Here is a 25,117-nt window from a genome sequence, read left to right as displayed (position 1 = left end):
AACCGCTCAACTTTCACAGGAGGTGTCGCCCCGATGACGACTGACGAATACCGGATCGAGCACGATTCCATGGGTGAGGTGCGGGTCCCCGCGCACGCCAAGTGGCGGGCCCAGACGCAGCGGGCCGTGGAGAACTTCCCCATCTCGGGGCAGCGGCTGGAGCGGGCCCACATCGAGGCCCTGGCCCGGATCAAGGCGGCGGCGGCGAAGGTCAACGCCGAGCTGGGGGTCCTCGACAAGGACCTGGCCGGGGCCGTCGCGGAGGCGGCGGAGGAGGTGGCGCGCGGCGACTGGGACGAGCACTTCCCCGTGGACGTCTTCCAGACCGGCTCCGGCACCTCCTCGAACATGAACATGAACGAGGTCGTCGCCACCCTGGCCACCGAGCGCCTGGGCTCCCCGGTGCACCCGAACGACCACGTCAACGCCTCGCAGTCGTCCAACGACGTCTTCCCGTCCTCGATCCACATCGCCGCCACGGCCGCCGTGACCGTCGACCTGGTCCCGGCCCTGGAGCATCTGGCGGCGGCGCTGGAGCGCAAGTCGGCGGAGTTCGCGGACGTGGTGAAGTCGGGGCGCACCCATCTGATGGACGCCACCCCGGTCACTCTCGGCCAGGAGTTCGGCGGGTACGCGGCGGCCGTCCGCTACGGCGTGGAGCGGCTGCACGCCTCGCTCCCCCGGCTGGCCGAGCTGCCCCTCGGCGGGACGGCGGTGGGCACCGGCATCAACACCCCGCCCGGTTTCTCGGCGGCCGTGATCGCCGAGGTGGCCAGGACCACCGGACTTCCGCTCACCGAGGCCCGCGACCACTTCGAGGCGCAGGGCGCCCGCGACGGCCTGGTGGAGACCTCGGGGCAGCTCCGTACGATCGCCGTATCCCTCACGAAGATCGCCAACGACCTGCGGTGGATGGCCAGCGGCCCGCGCACCGGACTGGCCGAAATCAATCTGCCGGACCTCCAGCCGGGCTCCTCGATCATGCCGGGGAAGGTCAACCCGGTCGTGCCGGAGGCGGTGCTGATGGTCGCGGCACAGGTGACGGGCAACGACGCGACCGTCGCGACGGCGGGCGCGGCGGGCAACTTCGAGCTGAACGTGATGCTGCCGGTCATCGCGAAGAACGTCCTGGAGTCCGTCCGGCTGCTCGCCAACTCCACCCGCCTGCTGGCCGACCGCACGATCGACGGCATCACCGCCAACCGCGAACGGGCCCTGGAGTACGCCGAGTCCTCCCCCTCCGTCGTCACCCCGCTGAACAAGTACATCGGCTACGAGGAGGCCGCGAAGGTCGCCAAGAAGGCGGTGGCCGAACGCAGGACGATCCGCGAGGTGGTGATCGCGGGCGGCTACGTGGAACGGGGCGACCTGACGGAGGAGCAGCTGGACGCGGCGCTGGACGTGCTGGGGATGACACACCCGTAGTCCGGCGGAGGGCGGAGGCTCGCGCCGGTCTCCGCCCCGGCCCGGCAGGCGCCTCGTACACCCCGGCCGGGGGGGGGCGGCCTTCGGCGCCGAGCCGCTCGAATTGGCGGCGCGGGCGTGTCACGGTGGGGAAATGGCTGAGCATGTGGGCACACGACTGGAAACCACCGAGTTCAGAACCGACGACCTTCCCGCCGCCGACCGTTTCGGCGCCTGGGTGGAGACAGCCGCGCAGGCCCTGGTCTCCACCACCATCCGCAGCGCGCACTCCGCCGACCTGCGGGCCTCGCTGCACCAGTTGGACCTGGGGCTCGTCCGCGTCAGCTCCGTGAGCTACCCGACCCTTTCGGCGCTCCGGACGCCGAAGCTGATCCGTCGTTCCGATCCCGAGCAGTACCAGGTGGCGCTCGCCGTGAGCGGCAGCCACGGCATCGTCCAGGCGGGCCGTGAGGGCGGGCTGGTGCCCGGGAGCCTGCTGATCTACGACAGCTCCCGCCCCTTCGACGCGGTCTCGCGGGGCACTTCGGAGGGGAACGTCACCCGGCTGCTGCTCGCGCAGTTCCCCAAGTCGCTGCTGGCGCTGCCTCACCGGCAGGTCCAGCGCTTGCTGGCAGGGCCCGTCCGGACGGACAGCGGCCCCGGCGCCCTGCTGGCCGGCCATCTGCGGGGGCTGGCGACGGGGCACAGCGACTTCCGTTCCGAGGACGCGCCCCGGCTGGCGAACGTCACGCTGGACCTGGTGTCCCTCCTGCTCGCTCATGAACTCGCCCTGCCGGCCGGCGCGGCGGCCGAGTCCCCCGAGACCCGCCGGCGGCAACTGCGGCTCCAGGTGCAGGGCTTCATCCAGCGGAACCTGGCGGACCCCGAGCTGTCCCCCGCGACCGTCGCCGACCGGCACCGGATCTCCCTGCGCCACCTGCACCGGCTCTTCGAGGGAGAGGAGGAGGGAAGGTCGGTCGCCGCCTGGATCAGACAGTTACGTCTGGAGCGCTGCAGACGCGACCTCTCGGACCCGGCACTCGCCACCACCCCCATCCACGCCATCGGGCGCAGGTGGGGGTTCGTACGTCCGGGGGACTTCACCCGGCTGTTCCGTCGTACGTACGGGATGCCGCCGAGGGACTTCCGGCGGATCGCCCTCGGCGGGACGGCGTGAAACCCGGGTGAACCGTGAACACAGGGCGTACCCGTGGTGCCTGCCGCGTGAATGAACCGTGCACGCGATGCACAGTGGTGGGCACTCAGGGCTAAGGACACGGCAGACGCGCCGGGCAAGGATGTGCCTCACGCACCTGAGCCGGCCCGCGGGGCACGGGGGGAATCAGGAGCACCGGGAGGGACCTGTGCCGTCCGGGGGCTCCGGTGCACGGGGGGAGCAGCAGTCATGGGGAGCGACGAGAGACGTCCTGCGGCGGGCCGCAGAGGAAACGTGCACCGGTGGAGGCCGGGCGGTTCCCGGCCGCGGCACGGCCGCTCGGCCCGGAACCGGGTGGCTCCGGTCGTCGCGGTGCTCTGCGCCGTGGGCCTGGGTGTGGTCGGCTGTACGGCGCAGCGGGACGCGGACGGCGGTGCCGGGTTGAAGGCGGCAGCCGCCCAGCAGCCCCCCGCCCCGTCCCCGGCGCTCGCCCTGCCGCTGGACGCCTATGGGATGTCGCCCTCCGAGCAGGAGCGTTCGGACCGCGCCCAGGCCGCCACGGAGCGGGCCTGCCTGAAGCGGTTCGGGCTGGACTGGGAGGGCCCCGGCGAAGAGGTGCTGCGGGAGGGCGCCCGGCTGATCGCCGGTGCGAGCGCCGAACGCCTCGGTCTGATCGACGAGGAACAGGCGCGCACCCGCGGTTACCACCCGCCGGCCTGGAGCGTCCGCGGTGGTCGGGGCCAGGAGCAGGCGGGGCATTCCGGGCAGCACGAACCCCGGGATGCGGCGAAGGACGTGCTGTTCGGGCTGAAGCCGCAGTACCAGGGCAAACCCGTACCCGCGCAGGGCTGCCGGGCCGAGGCGGCCCGCACGCTCGACGGGCCCGGGGTGCGCGCCGACGAGCCCCAGCTGATCGCTGAAGTGACGGCGAAGGCGGGCCGCGCGGTCTCGGCCGACCCCCGGACGGCCGCCGCCATCAAGAAGTGGAGCGACTGTCTCGCCCGTGCCGGTCACCGGTACGCGACACCGCGCGCCGCGGCCCTGGACCGGCGCTGGGCGAACGCCGACGAGGTGACGGAAGCCGAGACCACCACCGCCGTGGCCGATGTGCGCTGCAAGCGCTCCACCGGCTACGTGCGGGTCCTGATCGCGGTGACGGCCGACCACCAGCGCCGTCTGATCGCGGAACAGGCCGCGGATTTCAGCCGCCTGAAGCGGCTGAAGGAACAGCGCGCGGCGAACATCGCGCGCGCCCTGGGCTGACGGGACCCGGAGCACCGGCTCCCGCACACCGGTCCCTCAACGGGCCCGGCCGCAGTCCGCAGTCCCACTCACACGGAATCCCACAGGAGAAGCTCATGAGACGCAAAGCCATGGCCGCGCTCGGCGCACTCGCACTCGGAGTCTCGATCGTCGGCCTCCAGGCGGGCCCCGCCGCGGCCAAGAACGTTTACCAGGGCAGCGACTACGCGACCCACTCCTACGACGGCAAGTCCTTCTGGATCTGTGACGCGGAGAACGACAGCCACAAGGTGTGGGCCGGCTACTACGTGATCGGCTCCAACACCTACCACACGGCAAATGTCATCTACGGCTCGGACACCAGCGGCGTGGACTGCACCCTCTACGGAGGAGGCGGCACCCTGAGCAACATCCGCGTCGTCGAGGACAAGCCCGGCAGTTCGGACAACTACTACGGCGCTTACCACGGCTACCCGGTGGCGGGGAACTGACCACCGCACACGGACGACGGCCGGTCCGTCGCGCATGAGCGGCCCGCCGCCCCGCACGGGCGGGGCGGCGGGAGGCCGTGGCCGGAGGATCGGGATCCGCGACCCGGAGCGCCCGCCGGCTACGGCGCTCCGCACGGCACGCGCGGGGCAGTGATCCGTATCGCTGCGCGCACTCCCCCGTGCTCCTAAAATCTGTGCATGACAGCGCACATGGATGTGGACGGGGCCGCCGGGCACGCCGGGGACCGATGGGCGCCGGGGGACCAGATCCTCTGGCGGTACCGGGACAACGCCTCCCCTCACATCCACATCTGCCGCCCGGTGACCGTCGTGCGGGACACCGAAGAGGTGCTCGCCGTCTGGATGGCGCCGGGCACCGAGTGCGTCAAGCCCGTGCTCGCGGACGGCACTTCCGTGCACCAGGAGCCCCTCGCCACCCGCTACACCAAGCCCCGCACCACCACCACCTCCCGCTGGTTCGGTACCGGCGTCCTCAAGCTGGCGCGGCCCGGGGAACCGTGGTCGGTGTGGCTGTTCTGGGAGCCCGGATGGCGGTTCAAGAACTGGTACGTCAATCTGGAGGAGCCGCAGGTCAGATGGGCGGGCGGGGTCGATTCGCAGGACCACTTCCTGGACATCGCGGTGTCCCCCGACGGGCGCTGGCAGTGGCTGGACGAGGACGAGTTCGCCGAGGCCCGGCGGGTGGGGCTGCTGGGCGAGCGGCAGGCCGCGGACGTGCGGGCGGCGGGCGAGGAGGCGGTGCGGCGGATCGAGGCGTGGGGGGCGCCGTTCGCCGACGGGTGGGAGGACTGGCGGCCCGATCCCCGCTGGGGTGTGCCGCCGCTGCCCGCCGACTGGGACCGCCTGCCCCGGATGACCGGGACCGCTCCCCGGCGCACATGACGACGTGAGACTCTTGATGCGCCCCCAGGGTCCAACCGTAGGATCGTCCTCCGGATGGCCTCGTACCGGCTGGGTCGAGCACTAACTACCGGGCGTGGAGCAGGACCTGACCGTATGTCACCGCAGGGGGGTGGATCTGTGAAGCGATGTGTGAACCCGCGCGGATGCGCGCGGGAGTCTGTAACGTTCACAGGCCACCGTTCTGTCGACGCCGCCCGCAGAGCGGGTATATCGCAACCAGCGATTGCAGCGCACAAGCTCCCCGGACGGACGGAACCCCACGCGTGACGGAGCAGCAGTCCACCTCGCACGAAGGCCGGCAGCCCTTGGTTGCCAGGCCGCACGAGCGCGCCCGGCCCCGGCAGGAGGAGGGGCCGGCGGGCGCCGGTGTGCCCTCGCCCGCGGGGCCGCCGGCCCGCGAAGGCGACCGGTTGCGGTTCGTCGGCGCCGCCACCCGCAGGATCGCCCGCGGCATAGACCTCGACGAGATCGTGCTGGGGCTGTGCCGGGCCACCGTGCCCACCTTCTCGGACGCGATCCTGGTGTACCTGCGCGATCCGCTGCCGGTCGGTGACGAGCGGCCCGCGGTGCCGTTCGTGCTGCGGCTGCGGCGTACGGACCGGCTGCGCACGAGCGATCTCGGCGAGCCGGGGGTGGCCGCCGACGAGTTCGACACCGCGCTCGGCGAGGGCTCGCCCGCCAGGCAGCTGTGCGAGGTGCTGTCCGGCGGTGCGCTGGCCGAGGTGCTGCGCGGGGTGCGGCCGGTGTTCGGCGACGCCTCGGCGGCCCGGATCGCGCTGCCGGAGCTGCTCGGCAAGGACCTGGCACTGCCCGACGGGCGGCGCGCGATACTCGCCCCGCTCCGGGGCCGCCGCCGGGTGATCGGTGCGGCCGTCTTCCTGCGCAGGCCCGAGCGTGCCGCGTTCGAGGGCAACGACCTGCTGGTCGCCGCCCAGCTGGCCACGCACACCGCACTCGGCATCGACAAGGCCGTGCTGTACGGCCGTGAGGCGTACATCGCCGACGAGCTCCAGCGCACCATGCTGCCGGACTCGCTGCCCCGTCCGACCGGCGTCAAGCTGGCCTCCCGCTATCTGCCGGCCGCGGAGACGGCCCGGGTGGGCGGCGACTGGTACGACGCGATCCCGCTGCCGGGCAGCCGGGTGGCGCTGGTGGTCGGCGACGTGATGGGCCACTCGATGACCTCGGCCGCGATCATGGGCCAGTTCCGGACCACCGCGCAGACCCTGGCCGGGCTCGACCTGCCGCCGCAGGAGGTGCTGCACCACCTCGACGAGCAGGCCCAGCGGCTCGGCACGGACCGCATGGCGACCTGCATGTACGCGGTGTACGACCCGGTCTCGCACCGGATCACCATCGCCAACGCCGGACATCCGCCGCCCATCCTGCTGCACCTGGGCGGGCGCGCCGAGGTGCTGCGGGTGCCGCCGGGCGCCCCGATCGGGGTCGGCGGCGTGGACTTCGAGGCGGTCGAGCTGGACGCGCCCGCCGGGGCCACCCTGCTGCTGTACACGGACGGCCTGGTGGAGTCCCGGCTGCGGGACGTGTGGACCGGTATCGAGCAGTTGCGGGAACGTCTCGCCGCCACCGCCCAGCTGACCGGGCCCGACCATCCGCCGCCGCTGGAGGCGCTCTGCGACGACGTCCTGGACATGCTCGGCCCGGGTGACCGGGACGACGACATCGCGCTGCTCGCGGCCCGTTTCGACGGGATCGCGCCGAGCGACGTCGCGTACTGGTTCCTCGAACCGGAGGAGCAGGCGCCGGGGCGGGCCCGCAGGCTGGCCCGCAGGGCGCTGGAGCGGTGGGGCCTGGAGGACCTCAGCGAGTCGGTGGAGCTGCTGGTCAGCGAGGTGGTGACCAATGCCGTGCGGTACGCGGAGCGGCCGGTGACGCTGCGGCTGCTGCGTACCGACGTGCTGCGCTGCGAGGTCGGCGACGACTCGCCGCAGCTGCCCAGGCAGCGCCGGGCCAGGGAGACCGACGAGGGCGGGCGCGGTCTGTTCCTGGTGAACCGGCTGACCCGCAAGTGGGGTGCCACCCGGCTGAGCAGCGGGAAGGTGGTGTGGTTCGAGCTGGGGCTGCCCGGTGGGGCGAAGGAGTCCTAGCTTGGAACGGGTCCAAGTGTTGCCGACGTAGTGTCGGAGGGGTTGACTGGGGCAGTCGGACGTAGCGACCCATTTCCCACCGATCTCCGGGAGGACGCTCGTGACCGAGGAATCCCGCAAGGCTCCGGGCACCGCCCCGTACACCACCAACAACGCCGGGATCCCGGTGGAGAGCGACGAGCACTCGCTCACCGTCGGGCCCGACGGGCCGATCCTGCTCCAGGACCACTACCTCATCGAGAAGATGGCCCAGTTCAACCGTGAGCGGGTGCCCGAGCGGGTGGTGCACGCCAAGGGCTCAGGCGCGTACGGAACCTTCGAAGTGACCCATGACGTCAGCCAGTTCACCAGGGCCGACCTCTTCCAGCCGGGCAGGCGCACCGACATGCTGGCGCGCTTCTCGACGGTCGCGGGAGAGCAGGGCTCACCGGACACCTGGCGCGACCCGCGCGGCTTCGCGCTCAAGTTCTACACCGAGCACGGCAATTACGACCTGGTCGGCAACAACACCCCGGTCTTCTTCGTCCGGGACCCGATGAAGTTCCAGGACTTCATCCGCTCGCAGAAGCGCCGCCCGGACAGCGGGCTGCGCGACCACGACATGCAGTGGGACTTCTGGACCCTGTCGCCGGAGTCGGCGCACCAGGTGACCTGGCTGATGGGCGACCGCGGCATCCCGAGGTCGTACCGGAACATGGACGGCTTCAGCTCGCACACCTACATGTGGGTGAACGCGGGCGGCGAGCGGTTCTGGGTGAAGTACCGGTTCAAGACCGAGCAGGGCATCGAGTTCTTCACCCAGGAGGAGGGCGACGCGATGGCGGGGTCCGACGGTGATGTGCACCGCCGGGACCTGTTCGACGCCATCGCCCGGGGCGATCATCCGAGCTGGAAGCTGTACGTCCAGGTGATGCCGTTCGACGACGCTCCCGACTACCGCTTCAACCCCTTCGACCTCACCAAGGTGTGGCCGCACGCGGACTATCCGGAGATCGAGGTCGGCCGGATGACGCTCAACGAGAATCCGGAGGATTTCTTCGTCCACATCGAGCAGGCGTCGTTCGAGCCGTCGAACCTGGTGCCTGGCATCGGCCCCTCGCCGGACAAGATGCTGCTCGGCCGGCTGTTCTCGTACCCCGACACCCACCGCTACCGGATCGGCCCCAACTACGCGCAGCTGCCCCCGAACCGGCCCCGGTTCCAGGTCAACTCGTACGCGAAGGACGGGCCGATGCGGTACGAGCCGTCGCGGGCGGGCGCGGTGTACGCGCCGAACTCGTACGGCGGCCCGGCGGCCGAGACGGCGCGCTTCGGCGAGCCGGCGGGCTGGGCGACGGCGGGCGAGATGGTCCATCACGCGTACACGCTGCGCAGTGACGACGACGACTGGGGCCAGGCGGGCACGCTGGTGCGCGACGTCCTGGACGACGCGGCCCGCGACCGGCTGGTGGGCAACATCACCGGGCACCTGTCCGACGGGGTCAGCGCGCCCGTCCTGGAGCGGGCGTTCACGTACTGGCGGAACGTCGACAAGGACCTGGGTGAGCGGGTCGCGGCGAACTTCCGCTGAGTTCGGTCAGGCCGCGGGGCCCGTGCACGTGAGCGGCGGGCGGCACCTCTTCCGGTGCCGCCCGCCGCTCTCTCATGTCCCTGCCCGCGCCGTCGCTACGGCTGGGGCGGCCACGGGTTGTCGCCCCCGTTGGCGCCGCCCGGCTGGCCGCCGCCCGGGTCGCCTCCGTTGGCTCCTCCGTTGGCGCCCCCGTTGGCGCCGCCGTTCGCACCGCCGTTGGCGCCTCCCGGGTCGCCGCCCGGGTCGGGATCGGTGCCCGGGTCGGGGTCGGGGTTGCCGCCGCCCGCGCCGCCGTTCTGGCCGCCTTCGTTGCCGCCGTTCTCCCCGCCGCCCGCCGGGGGCTTGGTCTGGGACGGCGGCGGGGTGTGCTTCGGCGGGTCGGGGGTGTGCTTGGGCGGCTCGGTGTTCTTCGGCGGCTCCGTCTCCTCCGGGGGCTCCGGCGCCTGGGTGGTGGGCGGCGGGGCGGTCGGCGTGCGGAAGTCGGCGCCCTCCTTGACCTCCAGGTCGAACTCGGCCGCCTTGTCCTTGTCGCTCAGCGCGCCCAGCGTGTAGTCCCGCCAGATCTGGGCCGGGAAGCCACCGCCGTTGGCGCGGCCGGCGTGGGCGGTGCCGGTGAGGCTGACCTGGTTGCCGGTCTTGGGGTCCTGGCCGAAGAGGGCCACCGCGGTGGACAGCTTCGGGGTGTAGCCGGAGAACCAGGCCGACTTGTTCTGCTCGGAGGTTCCGGTCTTGCCGGCCGCCTGGTACTCGTCGCTGTCGGCCTTGGCGCCGGAGCCCTCGTCCATCACGTTCTGCAGGACGGAGGTGACGGTGTCGGCGGTCTGCCGGTTGAGGCCGCCGGAGTCGCTGATGCCCTTCGGCTCCTTGACCTCGGCGTCCTTGTGCTCGGCCTTCTTGATGATCGTCGGGGTGATCTTCTTGCCGTGCGCGGAAAGCGAGGCGTAGGCGCCCGCCATGTCCATGGTGTTCGCGCTCATGGTGCCGAGCGACATCGCGGGGGTCGCGCCGAACCCGCCGCGGTCCTGCATGCCGGCCCGGAGCGCGGTCTCCTTGGTCAGGTTCTCGCCGACGTCCACGATCATCTGCGCGAAGACCGAGTTGACGGACTTGGCCATGGCCTCCTGGACGTTGATGTCGCCGTAGTCGCGGTCGTCCTCGTTCTGCGGGGCGAACGGGATCTTGCTGCCGACGACCTTCCGCTTGCTGGTGCCGTCGTAGACCGTGTTGGCGGTGATCTCCTCGCCGTCCTGGGTCTCCGAGCCGTTCTCCAGGGCCGCCGCGAACACGAACGGCTTGAAGGTGGAGGCGGGCTGGTAGTCGGTGCGGGTGGCGTTGCTGATCTGGTGGTTCAGGTAGTCGGCACCGCCGTAGAGGGCGACGACCGCGCCCGTCGCGGGGTCGACGGAGGTGGCGCCCGCCTGGACGGTCGCGTCGACCTTGTTGCCCTTGCGGTCCAGCTTGGACTCCAGCTGCCGGTGGACGGCCTTCTCCAGGGCCTGCTGGCGCTTCTTGTCGATGTTGAGGGTGATCGTCCAGCCACCTGCCGCGAGCTGCTCGTCCGTGAGGTCCTCGCGCTTCTTCAGGTACTGGTTCGCCGCCTCGATGATGTAGCCGGTCTGGCCCTTGAGCCCCGGGGCGACCTGGGCCGGCTTGGGCATCGGGAACGTCATCCCGGACCGCTCGGACTGGTTCAGCTCGCCCATCTTGACCATGTTGTTCAGGACGTAGTTCCAGCGGTCCATGACGAGCTTCTTGTTCGTCGGCGTCGCGTTCAGCACGTCGTAGCTGCTGGGCGCCTGGAGCAGGGCGGCGAGGTAGGCGCCCTCCTCGACGGTGAGGGCCTCGGCGTCCTTGCGGTAGTACGCCTGGGCGGCGGCCTGGATTCCGGCGGCGCCGCGCCCGTAGTAGCTGGTGTTGATGTACCCGAGGAGGATGGTGTTCTTGTCGTACTTCTCATCCACCTTGAGCGAGATCACCAGCTCCTTGAGCTTGCGGGAGATGGTCTGCTCGGGCGTGAGGTAGTAGTTCTTCACGTACTGCTGGGTGATCGTGGAACCACCCTGCTTGCCCTTGCCGCTGACGGTGTTGAGCAGGCCTCGGGCGACACCCTTGAAGTCGATGCCGTTGTCCTCGAAGAAGCTCATGTTCTCGGCGGCGACGAAGGTCTTCTGCACCTTCGGGGGGATGTCGTCGAGCGCGACGTTCTCCCGGGCGAAGTCGCCGCTGTTGCCGGTGCGCGCCATGATCGAGCCGTCGCTGTACTTGTAGACGTTGCTCTGCCTCTTGGCGGCCGCGTTGCCCGGTGGGATCTCGATGAGCATGTACAGGGCGATGAAGCCCGCCATTCCCAGCAGGCAGAGCCCGAAGAAGGTCCCGAGCACCTTCTTCCAGGTGAAGAACCGGCGTATGCCGCCCTTCTTGCCCTGTGCCCGGCGCGACCCACGCTGCCGGGCCCTTCGCGCATCCGCACGGCCCATTGGTCAGTTGCTCCGTATCTCAGTCATCGCTCGACATACTCGCCGGGTCAGCTCAGAAAGCTAACACCGCCAGTTAGGACAAAAGGGTGCCAATCACGCCTTTTACTGACGTGAGAATCAGCACCTCCCCCACAGGAACCGACGAACGGTCTGGCCCAAAGGTTGCCACGAGTGACGGAAGTTGAGGAAACAGGTCCGTATCAACCCTCTGCGCGGACGCGCGCTCCGCGCGGTAAAGTGATATCACTTTGCTAGACCACGCAGAGCACTGAGAGACGGGAACTCCTCATGTCGACCACTCCCTCGTACGAGCCCCCTGGCGAGCCCGCGGACGGCCTTCCCGAGATGCCCGCGCCGCGCGTCACCGAGTTCCCGGCGCACAGCATCCCCGGCGGGCTCGCCCTCCTCCTCGGCCTGCTCGGCATCGTCGTCGCGGCCGGTCTGGTGGTGATCGGCGCCGCCGCCGCGGCGGCCGGCCTGAAGGCGGCGCTGATCGTCCTGGGCATCCTGCTCTTCCTCGGCTCGATCCTGGCCATGAGCGGGCTGAACATGGTGGCGCCGGGCGAGGCCCGGGTCGTCCAGCTCTTCGGCCGCTACCGGGGCACCATCCGCACGGACGGCCTGCGCTGGGTGAACCCGCTCACCTCCCGCAGCAAGATCTCCACCCGGGTCCGCAACCACGAGACGGCGGTCCTGAAGGTCAACGACGCCTACGGCAACCCGATCGAGCTCGCGGCGGTCGTGGTCTGGCGGGTCGAGGACACCGCGCAGGCCCGCTTCGAGGTGGACGACTTCCTGGAGTTCGTCTCCACCCAGACCGAGGCGGCCGTCCGGCACATCGCCATCGAGTACCCCTACGACGCCCACGACGAGGGCGGGCTCTCGCTGCGCGGCAACGCCGAGGAGATCACCGAGAAGCTCGCCGTCGAGCTCCACGCGCGCGTGGAGGCGGCCGGTGTGCACATCATCGAGTCCCGCTTCACCCACCTCGCGTACGCTCCGGAGATCGCCTCCGCGATGCTCCAGCGGCAGCAGGCGGGCGCCGTGGTGGCGGCCCGCAAGCTGATCGTCGAGGGCGCGGTGGGCATGGTCGAGCAGGCGCTCGGCCGGATCGCCGAACAGGACATCGTCGAGCTGGACGAGGAGCGCAAGGCAGCGATGGTCAGCAACCTCCTGGTGGTGCTGTGCGGTGACCGCGCCACCCAGCCGGTCATCAACACGGGTTCGCTCTACCAGTGAGCGACGAGGCCGGGGAGACCCCGCCGCAGCCCGCCCCCCGCAGGGCGGCGCGCAAGCAGGTGCTGCTGCGGCTCGACCCCAAGGTGTACGACGCCCTGGCCCGCTGGGCCTCCGACGAGCTGCGCAGCGCGAACGCCCAGATCGAGTTCCTGCTCCGCAAGTCCCTCACCGACTCCGGCCGGCTGCCCGGGAACACGGGCCCGCTGCCGCGCAGGGGCAGGCCGCCGAAGGACGCGGCACCCGAGTGAAGGCCGAAGGGGGCCGGAGCACCGCTCCGGCCCCCTTCGCCGTGTCTCACTCCGTCCGCAGCCCGTCCGGCCGCATCAGCCGCCACAACGGCGGCAGGCTGAGCAGCCCGACCAGCAGGACCACTCCCCCGCCGATCCCCGTCATCGCGGCGACGCCCGCCCAGTCCACGGCGGCCGGCACTTCGCTCATGGCCAGCAGGATCAGCCCCAGCCCGACTCCCACCGCCATCGCGAGCAGCAGCCCGAGCACCATCGGGACGGCGGTCTGCCACAGCACCGAGCGGCCCAGGGTGGACCTGCGGGTGCCGAAGGCGACCAGCACGGAGAGCAGTTTGCGCCGCTCGCGCAGCTGCTCCAGCTGGGAGACCAGCAGGCTCACCCCGATCAGCAGCAGCACACAGGTGGCACCCGCGTACAGCCCCTTCTGGACGGTGGCGAAGCGCCGGTCGCTCTCGGTCGCCGTGGTCCCGTACGCGGTGACGCCCGGGTCCGCCTTGGCGAGGACGTTGCGCACCCGCTCGACGGCGTCCGCGTCGCCCGGGGCGACCTTCACGTACATCGAGAGGGCGAGGCTGCCGGGTGCCAGCGGAGGCAGGGCGCCGGGGGTGATGAACAGTCCGCCGCGCGCACTGCCGCCGGGGTCGGGCACGGGGGTGACGTGGCGGGTGTTCGCGGGCATCTTCCAGCGGGTGGGCGGGGTGTCGGCGGAGACACCGACCCTGGGCATGCTCTCGAAGTCCGCCGGCCGCAGATACACCGTGCGCCCCGGCCCGTAGGCGGCCGAGGGGTCGCCCATCTCGCCGCCCTTGGAGATGAAGACGTCGCCGTCCTTGCAGCTGGGGAGTTTCGCGACCTCGCGCAGGGTGGCACAGTCGGCGATGCTGGCCTCGTGGCGCTCTTCCGGTGACTTGGCCGAGGTGCCCACGGCCACCACGCCGAACCCCATGTACTTCTCCACGCCCGGGGTCCTGGCGATCTCGGCGCCGAGCCGGCCGGCGTCCCTGGCGGCCGGGCTGCTGTCCGGGATCATGGTGCCCAGCTGGGCACGGTTCGGGTCGGCGCCGGTCTCCGTGACGTACCGGTCGTCGATGCCGCCCAGCAGCATGTGCAGGGCGATGGCGCCGGCGACCGCGACGGCGATGCCGTTGACGGTGCGGGCGGCCACGCCGCTGTTCATCTGGAGCCTGCGGACGGCGAGCTGCCAGGAGGTGCTGCCGCCGCCCAGCCGGGCCACGAACGCCTCCACCAGCCAGGGCAGCAGCGCGGTGACGCCCAGCAGCAGCAGGACGGTGCCGCCGATCAGCTGGTTCTGGTTGACCTCGGTCTCCCGCCCGCCCCCGATCAGGGGGAACAGCAGGGCGACCCCGGCCGCGGGCAGCAGCAGCCGCCACCACACCCGGCGGCGCACCGGCCTGGCCGTACGGACCACGCCCAGCGGTTCGATGACGACGCCGCGCATCGCCAGCAGGGAGACCCCGACGGCGGCGGCCGGCACGGCCAGCGCCACCAGCAGGATCAGCGGGAGCACCGGGGTCAGGTCGGCGGGGAAGAGCCCGGCCCCGGCCGCTCCGAAGGTGATCCGGTCGGCCAGGGAGCGTGCGAGGAGGAAGAACCCGCCGCCGACCACCAGGCCGATCAGTGCGCCGGCGAGCGCCTCGCCCGCCGCGATCAGCCGCACCGTGCCGCTGTCGGCGCCGACCAGGCGCAGGGCCGCGAGTCTGCGGTCGCGGCGCTCGCCGCCGAAGCGGACGGCCGCCGCGATGAACACCCCGATGGGCACCAGCAGCACGACGAAGGTGACGACGATGAGCAGGAGCAGGGTGGGGTCGTAGGAGAGCTGCCTGCCGCTGTCGAAGCCGTCGACGCGGCTGACCTTCATGCCGTCCACCTTGAGGGTGGAGTCGCCCCGGTAGAAGGCGAGTTCGGCGGGTCCGAGCAGTCCTTCGTCACCGATGACGGCGGTGATCCTGCCGGGGAGGCGTTCGCGCAGCAGCTTGCCCGGCTCCGTCCGGAACAGGGCGTCCAGTGCGGGCGAGACGGCGAGTTCGCCGTCGCCCGGGTACGCGGTCAGGCCGGGCGGCGGCGGGGCGTCGGGGCCCTCCGCCTTGATGTACCGGCCGCGCACGTTGCTGTCGCGGTACGCGGTGTCCGCCTGGGTGATGAGCAGGGTGTCCGGGCGCGGCTGGGCGATCTGCCCCATGGAGGAGGCGCTGCGGGCGGCCTCCCGGTCCTCGCGCGCCGACATCGCGTGCGGCACGGCCACCGCGACCAGCAGCAGCGTCACGCCGAGGCCGACGCCCAGCGCGGTGAGCGCGGTGCGCACCCACCCCTCGCGTCCGCCGCCGAGCGCGAAGCGGCAGCCGAGGCCCAGTGCCCGTGCGACGTCGGCGGGTCGGGACTTGCTCATGCCGCGAACTCCGTACTGCGCGACTTGCCGTCCCGTACGACGACCTCGCGGTCGGAGTAGGCGGCGACCCGTGCCTCGTGGGTGACCAGGACGACGGCGGCGTTGGTGGACCGGGCGGCCTCGGTGAACAGTTCCATGACGCGCTCGCCGTTGAGGGAGTCGAGGGCGCCGGTCGGTTCGTCGGCGAAGAGCACGCGCGGGTCGGTGACCAGGGCGCGGGCCACGGCGACCCGCTGGCCCTGGCCGCCGGAGACCTCGCCGGGCCGCTTGGCCGCGAGGTCGTCGACCTCCAGCTTCCGCATCCAGCCGAGGGCCCGCTGTTCGGCGTCGCGGCGCTTGACGCCGTTCAGCCGCAGCGGCAGCGCGACGTTCTCGACGCAGGTCAGCTCGGGCACCAGCTGGCCGAACTGGAAGACGAACCCGAACTCGCTGCGGCGCAGGGCGCTGCGCTCGCGGTCGGGCATCGAGGAGAGTTCGCGCCCCTGGTAGGTGATGCTGCCCGAGTCCGGGGTGACGATCCCGGCGAGGCAGTGCAGCAGGGTCGACTTGCCGGACCCGGAGGGGCCCATGACGGCGACGACCTCGCCGGGGTGGATGGAGAAGTGGGCGCCGTCGAGGGCGGGGGTCGCGCCGTACGCCTTGTGCAGGTCGACGGCGGCGAGGAGCGACCCGGCGGGGGCCGTGGGCGGGGTGGCGGGGCTCACTTGCGTACCTCCGCGGCGAGCTTGTCGAGGCGGGCGGCGGTCAGTTCGAGCCAGCGCAGGTCGGCTTCGAGGTGGAACAGGGCGTGGTCGCAGACCAGCTGGTCGGCGAGGTCGCCGGAGCGCTTGCGGTCGGTGAGGACACGCATCAGCCGCAGGTGCTCGGCCCGCTGGACGTCGAGGAGTTCGGCGGCGCCGCGATGGGTGAGCAGGGCGAGGACGACCTTGGTGTACAGGGTCGACTGGAGGTACGGCTCGGGCTTCTCGGGCTGGGCGAGCCACTGTTCGACGTCGGTGATGCCGGCGTCGGTGATGGCGTACTTCTTGCGCTCGGGGCCGCTGCCGGACTCGGTGCTCTCGACCTCGACGAGGCCGTTCTTCAGCAGGCGCGACATCGTCGAGTAGACCTGCCCGTAGTGCAGGGGCCGGTCGTGGCCGAACTTCTCGTCGAAGGTCCGCTTGAGGTCGTAGCCGTGGCGGGGGCCGGCCTCCAGGAGGCCGAGCAGGGTGTGTCCGATTGACATGCGGAGCACTCTACACGGTGTGTATACGTGGTGTGTATACATGCCGAGAATAGCTGCCCGTACGGCGCTGACCTGCACATTCTCCCGAAGGGGCCCCGTCCGGGCGTACGACCGGCCGCCCGGACCCCGCTCCGGCGCGCGGCTACCCGCCCGCGCCCCCGCCGCCCTGGACCCGCACCGGCAGCCCCCGCACCGCGCCCCGCAGCGCGCGGGCGAACTCCTCGAACTCCTCGCCGCGGGCGGCGCCGGTGCGCATCGCCAGCGCGATCCGCCGGGACGGCGCCGGGGCCGCGAAGTCGCCCGTCACCAGGGCCGCGTTGCGCCCGGTCTCGACCTCGACGGCGGTGCGCGGCAGCAGGGTCACCCCGAGTCCGCCCGCGACGAGCTGCACCAGCGTGGAGAGCCCCGCGGCGGTGGTGGTGACGGGCGCGCCGTCCTCCCGGCCCGCCTCCCGGCACACGTCCAGCGCCTGGTCGCGCAGGCAGTGCCCCTCGTCGAGCAGCAGCAGGTCCAGCTCGCGCAGCGATTCGCGCGGGATGTCCACCCGCCCGCCCAGCCAGTGGTCGGCCGGGGCGACGAGGACGAAGTCCTCCTCGTACAGCGGCAGCTCGCTGACCCCGGGCACACCCAGCGGCACCGCGAGCAGCAGCAGGTCGAGCCGGCCCGCCGAGAGCCCCTCCAGGAGCGAGGAGGTCTGCTCCTCGTGGACCTGGAGGTCCAGCTCCGGGTAGACGTCGTGCACCAGCCGCAGCACGGTCGGCAGCAGATAGGGCGCCACCGTGGGGATCACCCCCAGCCGCAGCACCCCGGTGAAGGGCGCCCGCACCGCCTCCGCCTCGTCCAGCAGCGCGGCGACCGCGTCCAGCACCGCGCCCGCCCGCAGCGCCAGCCGCTCGCCCGCCGGGGAGAGCAGCACGCGCCGGGTCGTACGCTCGACGAGCTGCACGCCGAGGGTCTCCTCCAGCGCGGACACCGCCCCGGACAGCGCGGGCTGGCTCATGCCGAGCGCGGCGGCCGCGTCCCGGAAGTGCAGGTGCTCGGCGACGGCGGCGAACGCCCGCAGCTGCGCGAGGGTGGGCTGCTTGCCCCGGTTCAGCGTGATCTGCACGCGCGTGCGCTCCTCTTTACTAGGGCCACTGATAGGTGCAGCCGATCGGTACGAGCCAGTCTAGCTATTTCCGCTATCAATGCCTCTTGTGTCACTGTGGGGATCCGTCCAACCCATGGGAAACCCCCGATATGGGAAGTTTCCTTCGTCGCAAGGAGTGCGCGTGCTCACTGTTGGTGACCAGTTCCCCACGTACGACCTCACCGCCTGTGTCTCCCTGGAGTCCGGCAAGGAGTTCGAGCAGATCAACCACAAGTCCTACGAGGGCAAGTGGCGCGTCGTGTTCGCGTGGCCCAAGGACTTCACCTTCGTCTGCCCGACCGAGATCGCCGCGTTCGGCAAGCTGAACGACGAGTTCGCCGACCGTGACGCGCAGGTCCTGGGCTTCTCCGGCGACTCCGAGTTCGTGCACCACGCCTGGCGCAAGGACCACCCGGACCTGACCGACCTGCCCTTCCCGATGCTGGCCGACTCGAAGCACGAGCTCATGCGTGACCTCGGCATCGAGGGCGAGGACGGCTTCGCGCAGCGCGCCGTCTTCATCGTCGACCCGAACAACGAGATCCAGTTCACGATGGTGACCGCCGGCTCCGTCGGCCGTAACCCGAAGGAGGTCCTCCGGGTCCTCGACGCGCTCCAGACGGACGAGCTGTGCCCGTGCAACTGGACCAAGGGCGAGAACACCCTGGACCCGGTCGCGCTGCTCTCCGGCGAGTAATCACCGGCCCGGCACACTGACCTTCGGAACGCACCGATTCGGAACGGGATTTTGACATGGCTCTCGACGAACTGAAGTCCGCCATACCGGACTTCGCCAAGGACCTCCGCCTGAACCTGGGCTCGGTCATCGGCAACAGCGACCTCCCGCAGCAGCAGCTGTGGGGCACCGTGCTGGCCTGCGCGATCGCCTCGCGCTCGCCGAAGGTGCTGCGCGAGCTGGAGCCGGAGGCGAAGGCCAACCTCTCCCCCGAGGCGTACACGGCCGCCAAGTCGGCCGCCGCCATCATGGCGATGAACAACGTCTTCTACCGCACGCGCCACCTGCTCTCCGACCCGGAGTACGGGACGCTGCGCGCGGGCCTGCGGATGAACGTCATCGGCAACCCGGGCGTCGAGAAGGTCGACTTCGAGCTGTGGTCCCTCGCGGTCTCCGCGATCAACGGCTGCGGCCAGTGCCTGGACTCGCACGAGCAGGTCCTGCGCAAGGCGGGCGTCGAGCGCGAGACGATCCAGGAGGCCGTCAAGATCGCCTCGGTGCTCCAGGCCGTCGGCGTGACCCTCGAATCCGAGGCCGTCCTCGCCGAGTAGCAGCGGGTGGCCGTTCGTCCGGCCACGGCAGCAGGTGTACGTGAAGGGGCCCACCGGCATCGTCCGGTGGGCCCCTTCCGCGTGCGCCCAGCGCTTCGTCCGGTGGGCCCCTTCCGCCTGCGCTCAGCGCTTCGTCCGGTGGGCACTCCTGCCTGCGCTCAGCGCTTGAGCACCGCCATCGCCTCGCGCAGGTCCGCCTCCATCTGCCCCGACATCCCGCCGAGTGCCGGTTCGGGGATCTCGGGCATCCCTTGGGCGGAGGCCTCGTCCTCGCCCTTCACCTCGTTCTGCCCGTAGACGCGGAGCGTCAGCAGCACCCCGCCGTCCTGCGCCACGAGTTCCAGTTCGGGCCCCGAGCGGTAGTTGTTCACGAAGAACGCCCGGTCGCCCAGGTTCCCCACCGGCGTCAGGCGTTCGGTCTCGAAGCCGCCCCAGCCGCGCCGCCCGCTCTTCAGCAGTGCCTCGATCTCCGGCCCGGGGTCGGTCCTGCGGTGCTGCTCGACGTGCAGCGTCACCAGGTAGACGGTGCCGATCCGCCAGTTCCGCTCCCGCCGCTCCGACGGGTCGCGGATCGACATCCGGCACTCCAGCCGGTTGAGCGCCGGATCCTCGAACAGGTCCGCGCTGTCGGTGGTGGTGTCGCGCTTGCCGAGCTTCTGCCGCAGGTTCGTCAGCGGCACCTCCGCGCAGCGGTCCGACGCCAGCCGGTACCCCCGCTGGTCCGGCCCCTCGTCCCGGCCGAAGGCATACAGCCCTCCCGCCCACAGCGCGGAGGCCGCCACCGCCCCGCCGAGCGCCCACAGCCACGGCATCCGGCGCCAGTCCCGCAGCCGCTCGCCGATGCGCAGCAGCGGCGGACGCGGAGGGCCCCCGACCGAGTCCAGTGTCTCGGGCGGAGGCCCCTCGTCCGGTCCCCCGACCAGTTCGGGCGGGGATATCACGTCGGGTCCGATCCCGAGGACCGGTCGGCGGAACGCTCACCGGAGGCACCCGGCGGCAGGTCGGAGGGCCGGTCCGCGATCCCGGCGGACCGCTCGGCGTCGCGCTCGGCGGACCGCTCGCCCGGCGCCGGGGTCGGCGCGACGTCCAGCGCCGTCGCCCCGTGCGGCTTGGGCGAGGCCCGCAGCGCGTTCTCCTTGGAGTACGCGCGCAGATAACCGACCGCGGTGTTGAGGACGGCGACCATCGGCACCGCCACGACCGCGCCGCCGATGCCGGAGATCAGCCCGCCGGCCGCGACGGACAGGATGACGGCCAGCGGGTGCACCCGCACGGCGCGCCCGAGGATGAACGGCTGGAGTACGTGCCCCTCGATCTGCTGCACCGCCAGCACCACGATCAGCACCATCAGCGCGGTGAAGGGACCGTTGGCGACGATCGCCACGACGACCGCGAGTGCTCCGGAGATCACCGCGCCGACCAGCGGGATGAACGCGAACAGGAAGATCACCACGGCGAGCGGCACCGCCATCGGGACGCCCAGGAAGAAGATCCCGAGGCCGATGAAGATGGCGTCGATCAGAGCCACTATCACCGTGCCCCGCACATAGGCGGTCAGGGTGCGCCAGGCGCGCGGACCCGCGCCCGCCATGCCGGGCCGGGCCGCCGTGGGCACGAGCTTGAGCGTCCACTCCCAGACGCGCTTGCCGTCGTACAGCAGGAACAGCGTGCAGAACATGGCGAGCAGCAGGCCCGTCATCAGTTCGACGATCACGGTGACGCCCGCGAGCCCCGCGGAGGTGATCTCCTGGACGTTGGTGCCGATCGCGTCGCTGAGGTTCTTCGAGATGTCGTTGATCTGCTGCTCGGTGACGTGGAACGGGCTGTCGAGCAGCCACTGCCGCAGGTCCTGGATGCCCTGCTGGACCTGCTTGGAGAGGTCCTCGGCGTTGTCCATGACCTGCCAGACCACGAACCAGCCGATCAGGCCCATGATCACGAAGCCGAGGATGGCGGTGGACGCGGTGGCGAGTCCCCGGGGCAGCCCCGCCCTGCGCAGCCAGGCGACGGTCGGCTGGAGGAGCGCGGTGACCAGCAGCGCACCCATGAAGGCGAAGGCGACCAGCTGGACCTGACTGATGATCTGGCCGAGCACCCAGATGGTGCCCGCGAGGACCAGCAGCCGCCAGCCCGCCTCCGCGGCGACCCGTACGCCCCAGGGGACGGCGTCGACGGGGTCGGGCCTGGCCGCTATGGCCGGTGCGTAGTCGGGCGGCGGGGGGACGTGCTCGGGTGCGTGGACCTCGTGCGCGGCGGGGGCGCTCCCCGCCTGGACCTCGGCCCGGCGCTCTTCGAGCTTCTCTCCCATGTGGGTGAGCCTGGCTCCCAGTCCGCCGAGCCACCCCGGTGTCTTCGACATGATGCTTCCTCTTCCCCCCACAGCGCCCCCCGGCGAATTGGTCGACCTGACGGTACACGTGCGGAGCCCCCCACCGTAGGACGGTGGGGGGCTCCGTGAAGTTGAGCGCCGTACGCGTGCCCCGAAGGGCGCGCCGGGAGGACCGGGGGGTCCGGTTGGAAGTGACCCCGGGGTCTAGTACGACCGGTTCGCCTGCCAGAAGTCCCAGGCCTCGCACGGGCTGCCGTACCGCTCGTTCATGTAGTTGAGGCCCCACTGGATCTGGGTGGCCGGGTTGGTGCGCCAGTCGTCGGCGACCGAGGACATCTTGCTGCCCGGGTACGACTGGACCAGACCGTAGGCGCCCGAGGACGGGTTGACCGCCTTGTAGTTCCAGGTCGACTCGTGCTGCACGATGTTGCTGAAGCACTGGAACTGGCCGGACGGGATGATCTGCCGTGCGATGGCCTTGACCTGGTCGACCGTGTAGGACGACTGCTGCTCGAAGGAGGAGGAGTCGCGGGAGGCGGACCGGCTCGCGGTCTCCTCCTGGCTCTCGCGCTCCTTGGCCTCCTTCTCGGCCTTGGCGGCCTTCTCCTCGGCCTCCTTGGCCTCGTCGGCGGCCTGCTTCTTCGCCTTGGCGTCGTTGGCGGCCTTCAGCCGGGCCGACTCCTCGGCGGACTTCTTCGCGGCCTCGTCGGCGACGGCGGCCTGCGTGTCGGCCTGCTGCGTCAGGGACGCGGTCGCCACCTTGGCCTGCTGGCCGACGGGGATTTCCGCGAGGAGAGTCGTGTCGGCGGCGGCTGCCTCGAAGTTGTTGTCGCCCGACGACTGAGGGTCGCCCGATGCGACGCCCACGACGGCGCCGACTGTGGTGACCGCGGTGGCGGAGGCCACTGCGAATCCCCGAACCGAAATCCGGCTCACACGGTTTCCTTCCAGCAGCGCCCGGCCGGTGACCCTCGCGGACGCAATCGCACCCCTGGCGCTGGCACTCCCTCGTCGTACGTCACGGGAGGCACGGACCCGGCGGGCAACTCCCTGGGGAGTGCTCCGTGTTACTCGGGCGGCATACGGCAAAGCTGTTGAATTGTGTGGTGTCGCACCTCTGGAGGTGCGGGTGTGCCGTATGCGGGGCCTGACGGAAGCAAGACTCTGCCGGAAGATCAGGCGCGTAATCAATTCTTCCTTACGTGTGAAACGTCACACCGTGTTTGTGGCTGCTGTTTTACGGAAGAACGCGCGTGACGCGACGCCGCCCGACTAGGATCCCGTGGTTCTCACGGGCCCTGCCGGGCGGCGCCAACTCTCCTACCGGTACTGCCTTTCGGTCAGATGTGCCCGTCCTCCAGCATTTCGGTCACCAGGGCGGCGATCTGCGAACGCTCGGACCGGGTGAGGGTGACGTGCGCGAAGAGCGGATGCCCCTTCAGCTTCTCGACGACGGCGACCACGCCGTCGTACCGGCCGACCCGGAGGTTGTCGCGCTGGGCGACGTCATGGGTCAGGACAACCCGGGAATTCGCCCCGATCCTGGACAGAACCGTCAGGAGGACGTTCCGCTCCAGTGATTGGGCCTCGTCCACGATCACGAACGCGTCGTGCAGCGAGCGACCCCGGATGTGGGTGAGCGGCAGGACCTCCAGCATGCCGCGCCCGAGCACCTCCTCGATGACCTCCTTGCCCGCGACCGCCGAGAGGGTGTCGAAGACGGCCTGGGCCCACGGGCTCATCTTCTCGGCCTCGGAGCCCGGCAGATAGCCCAGCTCCTGTCCGCCCACCGCGTACAGCGGCCGGAAGACCATCACCTTCTTGTGCTCCTGGCGCTCCAGGACGGCCTCGAGGCCCGCGCACAGCGCCAGCGCGGACTTGCCGGTACCGGCCCGCCCGCCCATCGACACGATGCCGACCTCGGGGTCGAGCAGCAGGTCCAGCGCGATCCGCTGCTCGGCGCTGCGGCCGTGGATGCCGAACGCCCCGCGGTCGCCGCGCACCAGGCGCACGTTGCCGTCGGGAGTGACCCTGCCGAGGGCCTTGCCGCGCTCGGACTGCAGGACCAGTCCGGTGTGCACGGGAAGGTCGGCGGCCTCCGGGACGTACAGCCGCTCCTCGGAGAAGAGGAGGTCGACCTGGTCGGCCTCCAGGGTCAGTTCCGCCATCCCGGTCCAGCCGGAGTCGGTGATGGCGAGTTCGGCGCGGTACTCCTCGGCGAGCAGACCCACCGAGGAGGCCTTGATGCGCAGTGGCAGGTCCTTGGAGACGACGGTGACGTCGTACCCCTCGGCCTGGAGGTTGCGTGCGACTGCCAGGATCCGTGAGTCGTTGTCCCCCAACCGGTAGCCGGCCGGGAGCACGCCGGGATCGGAGTGGTTGAGTTCGACGCGCAGCGAGCCGCCGAGGTCCCCGATCGGGATCGGGGCGTCGAGCCGGCCGTGCCGGATCCGGTAGTCGTCCAGCATGCGCAGGGCCTGCCGGGCGAAGTAGCCGAGCTCCGGGTGGTGCCGCTTGGCCTCCAGCTCGGTGATGACGACGATCGGGAGCACGACCTCGTGCTCCTCGAAGCGGGTCATCGAGCTGGGATCGGCCAGCAGGACGCTGGTGTCGAGAACGTAGGTGCGCCTGTCGGGAAGGCGGCGCTTAGAGCTGTTCACCACGGAAGGACGTACCCCCTCGGACTGAGGTTGGGGTGCGACGACGTCGCGGGCGGAGGGACCGGGCTGCGGCCGCGAAGCGCGGACCGAGCACCGGCCCTCGCATCGCCACTGAGTCGTCCGCGCGCGATGCGCGGTCGTCCTGGTGCAAAGGGCCTCCCGGGTGGACGGCATCTAGTCGTCCACTTGAGATGCGGCGTCCGTGGTTCGGACGCCGACCTGGAGGGGGTATTCCCTCGAACCCGCACCGCCATGCCTGGTCATGGCCGGGGCACACGACGCCGGTTCAGGCGTATGAGGTACGCGGAAGGGGTACGGGCGGCGGTCAGGATCCGTAACGCCGGTGCCTGGCCGCGTAGTCGCGCAGGGCGCGCAGGAAGTCGACCTTGCGGAAGGCGGGCCAGAAGACTTCGCAGAAGTAGTACTCCGAGTGGGCGCTCTGCCAGAGCATGAAACCGGAGAGCCGCTGCTCACCACTGGTGCGGATGACGAGATCCGGGTCGGGCTGGCCGCGCGTGTAGAGGTGTTCCGAGATGTGCTCGACGTCGACGATCTCGGCGAGCTCCTCGAAGGAGGTCCCCTTGTCCGCGTGTTCCAGCAGCAGCGAGCGGACCGCGTCGGCGATCTCCTGGCGCCCGCCGTAGCCCACGGCGACGTTGACCAGTATCCCCTTGTTGCCCGCCGTCGACTGCTCGGCCTCCTTCAGTACACCCTGCGTTCGCGCGGGCAGGATGTCCATCGTCCCGACGTGGTGCACCCGCCAGCGGCCGTCGGCGGCCAGGTCCCGTACCGCGCCCTCGATGATGGCGAGCAGCGGGGTCAGTTCCGCCTCGGGGCGGTCCAGGTTCTCGGTGGAGAGCATCCACAGGGTGACGACCTCGACGTCCGTCTCCGCGCACCAGCCGAGCAGTTCCTGGATCTTGCTCGCACCGGCCTTGTGCCCCTGCTCGGTGGTGCCGCCCGCCGCCTTCGCCCAGCGTCTGTTGCCGTCGAGGATGACTCCGATGTGCTTGGGCACCTGGGCGTGGTCGAGGCGTCCTTCCACGCGGCGTGCGTAGAGCCGGTACACCAGGTCGCGCAGGTTCACAGCGTTTCACCCTCTCGTGTTCCCGGGCTCGGGAAGTCTGCGGTTTTTCCCGGGGCCCGAGCGCGTCACATTACTGCGCACGGGTCACCACGGCCCAACCCGGTCTGTCACAAGTGGCTCCGTGATAGGGAGGT

Annotated in this window: 21 protein-coding genes; 11 read left to right on the top strand and 10 right to left on the bottom strand. The window is 71.0% G+C overall.

Annotated features, from left to right (window positions below; translation table 11 throughout):
- Positions 1–33 precede the first annotated feature (33 nt).
- The 7 genes from ACFYVL_RS13175 to ACFYVL_RS13145 all read left to right on the top strand — a co-directional run bounded on the left by ACFYVL_RS13175 (position 34) and on the right by ACFYVL_RS13145 (position 8,895).
- Positions 34–1,425, top strand: a complete 1,392-nt coding sequence (locus tag ACFYVL_RS13175) for a class II fumarate hydratase (protein WP_389243861.1) — start codon at positions 34–36, stop codon at positions 1,423–1,425.
- A gap of 133 nt (positions 1,426–1,558) precedes the next feature.
- Positions 1,559–2,581: a helix-turn-helix domain-containing protein gene (locus ACFYVL_RS13170; protein ID WP_389243859.1), complete on the top strand. Its 1,023-nt coding sequence runs from the start codon at positions 1,559–1,561 to the stop codon at positions 2,579–2,581.
- 333 nt (positions 2,582–2,914) lie between these two features.
- Positions 2,915–3,823 (top strand): hypothetical protein, encoded by a 909-nt coding sequence (locus tag ACFYVL_RS13165; protein ID WP_389243857.1) that lies wholly within the window; start codon positions 2,915–2,917, stop codon positions 3,821–3,823.
- A 95-nt stretch (positions 3,824–3,918) separates the two neighbouring features.
- On the top strand, positions 3,919–4,293 hold the full coding sequence (locus ACFYVL_RS13160; protein WP_389243855.1) for a hypothetical protein: 375 nt from the start codon (positions 3,919–3,921) through the stop codon (positions 4,291–4,293).
- Positions 4,294–4,491: 198 nt separating this feature from the next.
- Positions 4,492–5,196 (top strand): DUF402 domain-containing protein, encoded by a 705-nt coding sequence (locus ACFYVL_RS13155; protein WP_389243853.1) that lies wholly within the window; start codon positions 4,492–4,494, stop codon positions 5,194–5,196.
- Between the two features lie 146 nt (positions 5,197–5,342).
- Positions 5,343–7,325, top strand: coding sequence for a SpoIIE family protein phosphatase (locus tag ACFYVL_RS13150; protein WP_389243851.1), 1,983 nt, complete (start codon positions 5,343–5,345; stop codon positions 7,323–7,325).
- Between the two features lie 100 nt (positions 7,326–7,425).
- Positions 7,426–8,895, top strand: a complete 1,470-nt coding sequence (locus tag ACFYVL_RS13145) for a catalase (protein WP_389243849.1) — start codon at positions 7,426–7,428, stop codon at positions 8,893–8,895.
- 95 nt (positions 8,896–8,990) lie between these two features.
- Here the strand turns inward: ACFYVL_RS13145 and ACFYVL_RS13140 are convergent, their stop codons facing one another.
- Positions 8,991–11,372, bottom strand: coding sequence for a transglycosylase domain-containing protein (locus ACFYVL_RS13140; RefSeq protein ID WP_389243847.1), 2,382 nt, complete (start codon positions 11,370–11,372; stop codon positions 8,991–8,993).
- A 288-nt stretch (positions 11,373–11,660) separates the two neighbouring features.
- On the opposite strand from ACFYVL_RS13140, the gene ACFYVL_RS13135 reads away from it, so the two are divergent.
- Together ACFYVL_RS13135 and ACFYVL_RS13130 are read left to right on the top strand one after the other, a co-directional pair.
- Entirely contained in the window at positions 11,661–12,611 is a 951-nt protein-coding gene (locus tag ACFYVL_RS13135) for an SPFH domain-containing protein (protein ID WP_389243844.1), read from the top strand.
- Positions 12,608–12,859: a hypothetical protein gene (locus ACFYVL_RS13130; protein WP_389243842.1), complete on the top strand. Its 252-nt coding sequence runs from the start codon at positions 12,608–12,610 to the stop codon at positions 12,857–12,859. The genes ACFYVL_RS13135 and ACFYVL_RS13130 overlap by 4 nt, the downstream gene beginning before the upstream one ends.
- Positions 12,860–12,905: 46 nt before the next feature.
- Here ACFYVL_RS13130 and ACFYVL_RS13125 read toward each other — a convergent pair whose 3' ends face one another.
- From ACFYVL_RS13125 to ACFYVL_RS13110, 4 genes are all read right to left on the bottom strand, one after another.
- A complete protein-coding gene (locus tag ACFYVL_RS13125) occupies positions 12,906–15,266 on the bottom strand; it encodes an FtsX-like permease family protein (protein WP_389243840.1) in 2,361 nt (786 codons plus the stop codon).
- Positions 15,263–15,970 carry an ABC transporter ATP-binding protein gene (locus ACFYVL_RS13120; protein ID WP_389243838.1) on the bottom strand — a complete coding sequence of 236 codons (708 nt, stop codon included), beginning with the start codon at positions 15,968–15,970 and terminating at the stop codon, positions 15,263–15,265. The genes ACFYVL_RS13125 and ACFYVL_RS13120 overlap by 4 nt, the downstream gene beginning before the upstream one ends.
- Positions 15,967–16,491: a PadR family transcriptional regulator gene (locus ACFYVL_RS13115; RefSeq protein WP_389243836.1), complete on the bottom strand. Its 525-nt coding sequence runs from the start codon at positions 16,489–16,491 to the stop codon at positions 15,967–15,969. Before ACFYVL_RS13115 ends, ACFYVL_RS13120 begins: the two co-directional genes overlap by 4 nt.
- Before the next feature lie 142 nt (positions 16,492–16,633).
- Positions 16,634–17,599 carry a hydrogen peroxide-inducible genes activator gene (locus tag ACFYVL_RS13110; RefSeq protein ID WP_389243834.1) on the bottom strand — a complete coding sequence of 322 codons (966 nt, stop codon included), beginning with the start codon at positions 17,597–17,599 and terminating at the stop codon, positions 16,634–16,636.
- A gap of 163 nt (positions 17,600–17,762) precedes the next feature.
- On the opposite strand from ACFYVL_RS13110, the gene ACFYVL_RS13105 reads away from it, so the two are divergent.
- Complete coding sequence (locus ACFYVL_RS13105; protein ID WP_389243832.1) at positions 17,763–18,317, top strand: peroxiredoxin; 555 nt, start codon at positions 17,763–17,765, stop codon at positions 18,315–18,317.
- A 56-nt stretch (positions 18,318–18,373) separates the two neighbouring features.
- Positions 18,374–18,907 carry an alkyl hydroperoxide reductase gene (locus ACFYVL_RS13100; RefSeq protein ID WP_389243830.1) on the top strand — a complete coding sequence of 178 codons (534 nt, stop codon included), beginning with the start codon at positions 18,374–18,376 and terminating at the stop codon, positions 18,905–18,907.
- Between the two features lie 158 nt (positions 18,908–19,065).
- On the opposite strand, the gene ACFYVL_RS13095 is transcribed toward ACFYVL_RS13100, so the two are convergent.
- The 5 genes from ACFYVL_RS13095 to ACFYVL_RS13075 form a co-directional block, all read right to left on the bottom strand.
- Entirely contained in the window at positions 19,066–19,848 is a 783-nt protein-coding gene (locus ACFYVL_RS13095) for a hypothetical protein (protein WP_389243828.1), read from the bottom strand.
- Positions 19,845–21,266, bottom strand: a complete 1,422-nt coding sequence (locus ACFYVL_RS13090) for an AI-2E family transporter (protein ID WP_389243826.1) — start codon at positions 21,264–21,266, stop codon at positions 19,845–19,847. Before ACFYVL_RS13090 ends, ACFYVL_RS13095 begins: the two co-directional genes overlap by 4 nt.
- Before the next feature lie 174 nt (positions 21,267–21,440).
- On the bottom strand, positions 21,441–22,190 hold the full coding sequence (locus ACFYVL_RS13085; RefSeq protein WP_389244207.1) for a transglycosylase SLT domain-containing protein: 750 nt from the start codon (positions 22,188–22,190) through the stop codon (positions 21,441–21,443).
- A 386-nt stretch (positions 22,191–22,576) separates the two neighbouring features.
- A complete protein-coding gene (locus ACFYVL_RS13080; protein ID WP_389243824.1) occupies positions 22,577–23,899 on the bottom strand; it encodes a PhoH family protein in 1,323 nt (440 codons plus the stop codon).
- Between the two features lie 322 nt (positions 23,900–24,221).
- Complete coding sequence (locus tag ACFYVL_RS13075; protein ID WP_389243822.1) at positions 24,222–24,983, bottom strand: isoprenyl transferase; 762 nt, start codon at positions 24,981–24,983, stop codon at positions 24,222–24,224.
- Between the last annotated feature and the right edge of the window lie 134 nt (positions 24,984–25,117).

Source organism: Streptomyces sp. NPDC004111 (genome assembly GCF_042874215.1).
Lineage (GTDB): Bacteria > Actinomycetota > Actinomycetes > Streptomycetales > Streptomycetaceae > Streptomyces.
This window is presented reverse-complemented; position numbering and strand designations above follow the sequence as displayed.